The sequence below is a fragment of the Streptomyces sp. CC224B genome (assembly GCF_030010595.1).
GTDB lineage: Bacteria > Actinomycetota > Actinomycetes > Streptomycetales > Streptomycetaceae > Streptomyces > Streptomyces longispororuber.
In genome coordinates, this window is the sequence record NZ_JASCXL010000208.1 from 1 (window position 1) to 6,409 (window position 6,409).

Below are 6,409 nucleotides of genomic sequence, written 5' to 3' on the forward strand. Positions count from 1 at the left end.
CACCCCCGCGCGCCCGCGCCTGGGCGCCCCCGCCGGGCGGGCCGGCGCCCCCCCGACGGCGAGCACCCCCCACCCCGGCCGGGGTGCGGGCTCCTGTGGAGTGCCGCCGTACGGACGGTCAGGCGCTGATCTCGGCCGCCTGGCGCTCCTCGTCCTCCAGGGCGCGCTCCGCCGCGTTGTCGAGCGTCGCGAGCACCCACTGCTCGAAGTCGATGCCCGACTGCTCGGCGGCCTTGTGCCACCACTGGAGCCGGCTGCCGGGCACCGCGAGGCGCCGCATCGTCTCGGTGGTCTGCGAGCCGTCCCGCACCTCGTTCTCACGCGCCATGCGGATGGCGTTGCGGAGCTGCTTGGTCGTCCACTGCAACTGCTCCGCGCGGTCGAGCCACAGCTCCTGCTCGTCGATCGGCAGGGACGCCAGTTCCGCGTGGTGCTGGAAACTCAGCGCCGAGCGCCGGCGGCTGAAGTCGAAGCGCCGCGACACCCACGCGTAGTTGCGCAGGGTCTGGTACTGGAGGCCCGCCGCGCGTATTCCGCGCTGGTAGCGGTCGGTGTAGTGGTCCTTGCCGTATACCAGCCAGTCCCCCAGCCACCAGGAGGACGAGTTCACAATTCCGGAGAGCTGGCGTCCGGCCCGCTCCCAGTCCTCGAAGGTCAGCCCGGCCGGCATTTGCAGGCCCACCTTCGTCGTCAGCACCTGGCCACGACGCTCGTCCACTCGTCGCTGCCGCGGGACCGTATTCGCGTTTCTACGGAACAGCGCAACCTTCGAGTCCTCGAGGTCGCCGACCTGGTTCGTCATCATGCCTCCATGTGAATGAAGTGCGAACGGACGCGGACACCATGGATCGCGTCCGTACGGAATAAGCCATGCGGGTTCGGCAGCCATGACCGAGGCCCCGCCCCAGGGGCCGGTCGCCGTCGCGCTCCGCGCGCGGCACAGGCTGGCCGATCAATCAGCCGATCGGCCGGATGAGAGATCGTTCGAGCCGCTCGCCGCGGCGGAGCACCCGGAGTTCCGTCTCCTCAGGGGTGGCCCGTCCGCGCGGCCGCGCGCGTCATCCCGCCGTCAGGGCGCCTCTACCGGGCGAGGCGGCCATCGGCGCAGAGCACGGGCAGGTCCGGCCGTTCGGCGCGTCCCTCAGGACAGCGCACCAGGCATTCAGTCGGCATGTGTGCGGATTCGTACATCAACTTTTCGCCCCCGTTCAACTACTCGCCCCGTATCGCCCGGGCCCACCCACTCCGTGCCGTCGGTACGGCGACGTCTCCCATCGCTGCCGAGTGCTCGTTTCGAAGTGGTGTCCGCCCAGGCCTCACCGAGTAGAACCCGGCCCCTGTTGGAGATTCAAGGAAGGGGGCGTCGCTCGTCGCGACTTTTCGAAGTCCGAACACGCGCCCCCATCACCGCTAACTCCGGCACGGTACGGCCCGTCTCTCCACGCGGGCCGACGCCGGATCAGTTCCTTCGAATACCCTCCGCCAGTCAAGCCCGAAATCGAGCCAATATCCGATACGGCGGGGAACAGTTGCAGACGAGAAGGGAAAGTGCCGGAGAACGGGGTGCATCTCGACGTTTGCGACCTGATCCCGGCAAACGGTGATGATCCATTACCAGGCCGTGCCTAGCCGATTCCCAAGGGCGTCAGGGAACGCTAGCACTATCTATACGAACTCTTAACGCGGGTAAGCGGCCGCGCTCTTCGGTCATTCCTCGCATGACCCCCGGCCCGCCGCCGCCCCGACCCGCGATGCGGAGGCGCGTCGCTCCCGTGGAGCATGAGGTGGGAGGCGCCGCGAGCGGCGTAGCGGAAGCCGTGGGGGCACTCGTACGGCCGCCCGGCGAGGGCGCGTGCGCCCCTCCGGCCGGGGCGCGTCGGCGGGTCAACGGGGCTGGTGCGACGGCGTATTGCCACACCGGTCACGCCCGCACCAAGATGGTGCGCGGCGCTCGCGGATCCTAGACTCGACGCTCGGCAACCGCCGCTCAGGGACGTACGGGAGGGATCGCAGCATGGTTGTGCCCTGCGCACCGCCAACGTCAACTCCGGCCAGCGAGGTGCCCGGCCCTCAGTTCGCGTCACCCTTCAGCGACTTCACCGACCAGGTCTTCCAGCACCTCCGCCGCTCGGACCAGCGCCGCTGGGCCGGGGCCTACCTCGCGGGCCTGCTCATCACTCCCGGCAAGAAGTCCGTGCGCCGCCTGGCCGGGGCCGTCTCGGCCTCGCCCACGGCCGTGCAGTCCCTGCGCCAGTTCGTCAGCCTCAGCCCCTGGGACTGGGAGCCGGTCATGGACCAGCTCACGCGCTGGGCCGAGGGCCACGGCCCCGCCACCACGTGGGCGATCGGCCGCGCGGTGCTGCCCAAGCGCGGTGACCGCTCCGTCGGGGTGCACCGCTACTTCGACCCCGGCACGGGCCGCACCCTCAACTGCCAGCTCGGGCTCGGCGCGTTCCTCTGTATCGGCGGCCTCCAAGTCCCGGTCGAGTGGCGGCTGTTACTCCCCGCCCCCTGGACCGAGGACCCGCAGCTCCGCCGCCGCGCGCGCATACCCGACGAGGTCCGCCACCGCCCGCTGTGGGCGCAGGCCCTGGACCTGGTCGACACCCTGGAGGCCCGGACCGCGCCGACGCCCGCGCCGGTCGTCGCCGACATGAGCGACGACCCCGACACCGCGCTCCTGCTGCGCGGACTCAGCCAGCGCGCCCGTGACTTCGTCGTCGCCGTCCCCCCGCACCTGAAGGTCCTGCCGATCGGCGAGCGCACCGCGAACGGCCCGGAGCCGGTCAGCGCCCGGGCCCACATCTCCCAGGGGAACACCGACACGGTCGAGGTGACCACCGCGGACGGGCGCAAGCAGGAGCTGCCGGTCCAGTCGGTCCTGGTCCGCCTGCCGGGCGCCCGGCCCGGGGCCACGCAGGAGTACCCGTACCGCCTGTTCACCGAGGTGCTGCCGGACGGCCGCCCGGCGACCCTCTGGATCACCAGTCTCACGCACCGCCGACTCGACAACGTTGCCTCACTGGCCACCAACCGTCACGGCACCACCGCCGCCGTCGCGAGCATGGAGCGCCACTTCGGCCTCCTCGACTTCGAGGGCCGGTCGTTCCCGGGCTGGTACCACCACATGACGCTCGTCTCGGCCGCGTACACGTATCAGCGACTCACGCACCGGCCGGTCCCCCGGCACCTCCCGTGCTGCCCCGCACCGCACGTGTGCACGGCGCCGGAGCGGCTCCACATGGCGGGCCACTGACCACTCCGGGAGGCCACCCCGGCCCGCCCGGCACCGGCGGCAGGGCGCGCGCCGCGAAGGTGCGGCCCCGGAGACCGCCGGGGGAGGTCGGTCTCCGGGGCCGCGGGGCCGGGCCGGAGCGCGGCAGCACACCGGCCCGTGGCCGTGGCGGGCGCGGGGCCTGTCCGCCCGCCGGGACACACCGGCCGGGCGGCGCCGGTCAGTTCACCCAGCCCGTGTAGCTCCGGGCGCCCGCGCGGGCGGGGCGCCGCCGGGAGCGGCGGCCCTGTTCGCCGGAGTCGAGCAGCGCGGAGACCTCCCGCACCAGCCAGGCGTTGACGGACAGCCGCTCCCGGCCGGCGGCCTCCTCGATACGGCTCTTGAGGCGCTCCGGGGGCCGGAAGTTGATGCGGGACGTCTGGCGCTCCTCACCGGCCGCCGCCCCCGCCACCGCGGCGGACGCGTCCGCGGAACCGGCGCGGCCCTCGCCACCGCCCCGCTCGGCGCCATCCGCCACCTCGCCGCCGTGCCGGTCCGGCGCGGGCGGTGTCACGACGAACGCGGGGTCGAGGCCGCGCAGCCGGATCTCGACGGACCCGGGGGCCAGATCGCGGGTGATCTCGTCCGCGGCGGCCGACAGCGCGTCCAGCAGCGTGAGCCGCACGGCGGCTCCCAGCGGCGCGATCAGGCGTTCGGCCAGCTCACGCGCCTCCTCGTCGCCCGTCTCCACCGCGGCCGAGAGCTCCTGGCGCAGCTGGTCGACGTACCGCGAGAGTTCCATGGCGCCATAGTTGCACCACTCTGGCACCACGGGCAAGCATTCGATTTCCCCGACGGCACGAGGGAACGACGAAAGGCCGCCTCCGCAGTGCCCTGCGAAAACGGCCTTCGACCCGCTGTGAAGCTGGTCGGGACGACAGGATTTGAACCTGCGACCCCTTGACCCCCAGTCAAGTGCGCTACCAAGCTGCGCCACGTCCCGTTGCCCGCTTGACCTGGGGTTTCCCCTGGCCGAACGCGCACCGAAACAATACCGCACTCGGGCCGGTGATCGCTCCCGCCTTTCCCTCTTGACCTCAAGCGCACTTCAACTTGCACGCTCTCCGCATGACGACCACCACGGAACACACCTACACCTACGCGGACCTGCCCGGCCTGATGCGCCTGATGACGGGCGACGAGAAGCACGGCCCCGCGGCGACGTCCACGCTCGACGCGCTCTGGGTCCTCTACGACCGTGTGCTGCGGGTCACACCGGAGCGTGCCGACGACCCGGAGCGCGACCGGTTCCTGCTCTCCAAGGGGCACGGCCCGATGGCGTACTACGCGATCCTGGCCGCCAAGGGCTTCGTGCCCGTGGACTGGCTGGAGGGGTTCGGGGCGTACGACTCCCCGCTCGGGCACCACCCGGACCGGGTGCTGGTGCCGGGGGCCGAGATCGGCAGCGGTTCGCTCGGCCACGGCCTGCCCCTCGCGGTCGGCACGGCCCTCGGGCTGAAGGCCCGCGGGCTCACCGACCCGGGCGTGTGGGTGCTGGTCGGCGACGCGGAGCTGGACGAGGGCAGCAACCACGAGGCCATCGCCTACGCCGGGCCCGCGGGCCTGGAGCGGCTGCACGTGCTCGTGATCGACAACGCCTCGGCGTCGTACGCCCGCCCCGGCGGCATCGCCGCCCGCTTCGAGGCCGCGGGCTGGTCCGCCGTGACCGTCGACGGCCGCGACCACGACGCGCTGCACGCCGCCTACACCGCGCCGCACCCCGGGCGGCCGCACGTGGTCGTGGCCCGCGTCGAGCCCAAGGATCACACGGGCGAACCCAAGTCCGCCTGACCCGCGCCGCGCCCCTCCCCCTTTCGCTTCTCCCTCCCGTACCCGGAAAGGACCTGTTCCCATGGACACCATGCGTGATCGTTTCGCCCCCGTCATGGCGCGACTGCTCGACGAGGACCCGCGCGTCGCCGTCGTACTCGCCGAGATCGGCAGGGACGCCTTCGAGGAGGCGATGCGCACGCACCCGGACCGGGTGATCAACGTCGGTATCCGGGAGCAGCTCCTCGTCGGCGCCGGGGCGGGCCTGGCCCTCGCCGGGCTCCGGCCGGTCGTGCACACCTTCGCCAGCTTCCTCGTGGAGCGCCCCTTCGAGCAGGTCAAGCTGGACTTCGGTCACCAGGGCGTGGGCGGGGTCCTGGTCAGCGCGGCGGCGTCGTTCGACTGGCCCGAGGGCGGCTTCACCCACATGGCGCCGGGCGACGTCGGGGTCCTCGACACGCTGGACGGCTGGACCGTGCACGTCCCGGGCCACCCGGACGAGGCCGAGACGCTCCTGCGGCACGCGGTGGGCCCGGGGCCGGACGGCACGGCCAAGGACGACAAGGCGTACGTCCGGCTGTCCGTGCAGGCCAACCAGGCGCCGATGGCGGTGGACGGCGCGCGCATGCTGCCCGTGCGGCAGGGGCGCGGGGGCGTCGTGGTCGCCGTCGGCCCGATGCTGGACCACGTCCTCGCGGCGACGGAGGGCCTCGACGTCACCGTCCTGTACGCGACGACGGTGCGGCCCTTCGACGCGGCCACGCTGCGCGGGGCCGTCGCGGACCTCGGCCCGGGTGCCGCCGCCGACGTCGTCCTCGTCGAGCCCTACCTCGCCGGTACGTCCACGGCCGCCGCGAACGACGCGCTGCTCGACGTCCCCCACCGGGTCCTGGGACTCGGCGTGGGCCGCGCCGAACTGCGCCGCTACGGACGCGTGGAGGAGCACCTGCGGGCCCACGGCCTGGACGCGGCATCGCTGCGCGCGCGTATCACCGCTTTCCTGCCGACAGCAGCGTGAGACCTGCCGACAGCGGCGTGAGAATCGACGGGGGCGTCAGCCCGTCCGGCGCGCGCGGAGGAACGCGCCCGACGAGCGTCTCAGCCGGTCCCGCGCGCGGACGAACACGGACCGACGAGGGTCTCAGCCCGTCCGGCGTTTGAGGACGAGGCGCGGAGCGCCAACGACGGGGGAAAGGGGCGAAGCCCCAGACGAAAGGGCGGGGGCCCGGGGGCGGGGGCCCGGGGGCGGCCGCCCCGGGTTTCGGGAAGGGGCGGGCCTGGGGCGCCCCCCCGCGGCCCCCCCAACACCCCCCCCCCCCCCCCCCCCCCCCGGGCGCGCCCCCCCCCCCACCCCCCCCCGGCGCG

General features: G+C 73.2%; 5 protein-coding genes and 1 tRNA gene. 3 read left to right on the forward strand and 3 right to left on the reverse strand.

Annotation, left to right across the window (positions count from 1 at the left end; translation table 11 throughout):
- Nucleotides 1-118: 118 nt before the first annotated feature.
- Nucleotides 119-805, reverse strand: a complete 687-nt coding sequence (locus QK440_RS40510; RefSeq protein WP_190139893.1) for an LmbU family transcriptional regulator — start codon at nt 803-805, stop codon at nt 119-121.
- 1,254 nt (nt 806-2,059) lie between these two features.
- Here QK440_RS40510 and QK440_RS40515 point away from each other — a divergent pair.
- Nucleotides 2,060-3,256, forward strand: a complete 1,197-nt coding sequence (locus QK440_RS40515) for a transposase (RefSeq protein ID WP_282798276.1) — start codon at nt 2,060-2,062, stop codon at nt 3,254-3,256.
- 199 nt (nt 3,257-3,455) lie between these two features.
- Here the strand turns inward: QK440_RS40515 and QK440_RS40520 are convergent, their stop codons facing one another.
- Complete coding sequence (locus QK440_RS40520; RefSeq protein WP_282798277.1) at nt 3,456-4,016, reverse strand: hypothetical protein; 561 nt, start codon at nt 4,014-4,016, stop codon at nt 3,456-3,458.
- Nucleotides 4,017-4,140: 124 nt separating this feature from the next.
- Nucleotides 4,141-4,217, reverse strand: a tRNA-Pro gene (locus QK440_RS40525).
- 125 nt (nt 4,218-4,342) lie between these two features.
- Between QK440_RS40525 and QK440_RS40530 the strand changes: the two genes are divergently transcribed.
- Both QK440_RS40530 and QK440_RS40535 read left to right on the forward strand, forming a co-directional pair.
- The gene (locus tag QK440_RS40530) at nt 4,343-5,065 is read left to right on the forward strand and encodes a transketolase (RefSeq protein WP_282798278.1); all 723 of its coding nucleotides are present in this window, start codon (nt 4,343-4,345) and stop codon (nt 5,063-5,065) included.
- 61 nt (nt 5,066-5,126) lie between these two features.
- Nucleotides 5,127-6,062, forward strand: coding sequence for a transketolase (locus QK440_RS40535; protein WP_282798279.1), 936 nt, complete (start codon nt 5,127-5,129; stop codon nt 6,060-6,062).
- Nucleotides 6,063-6,409 lie beyond the last annotated feature (347 nt).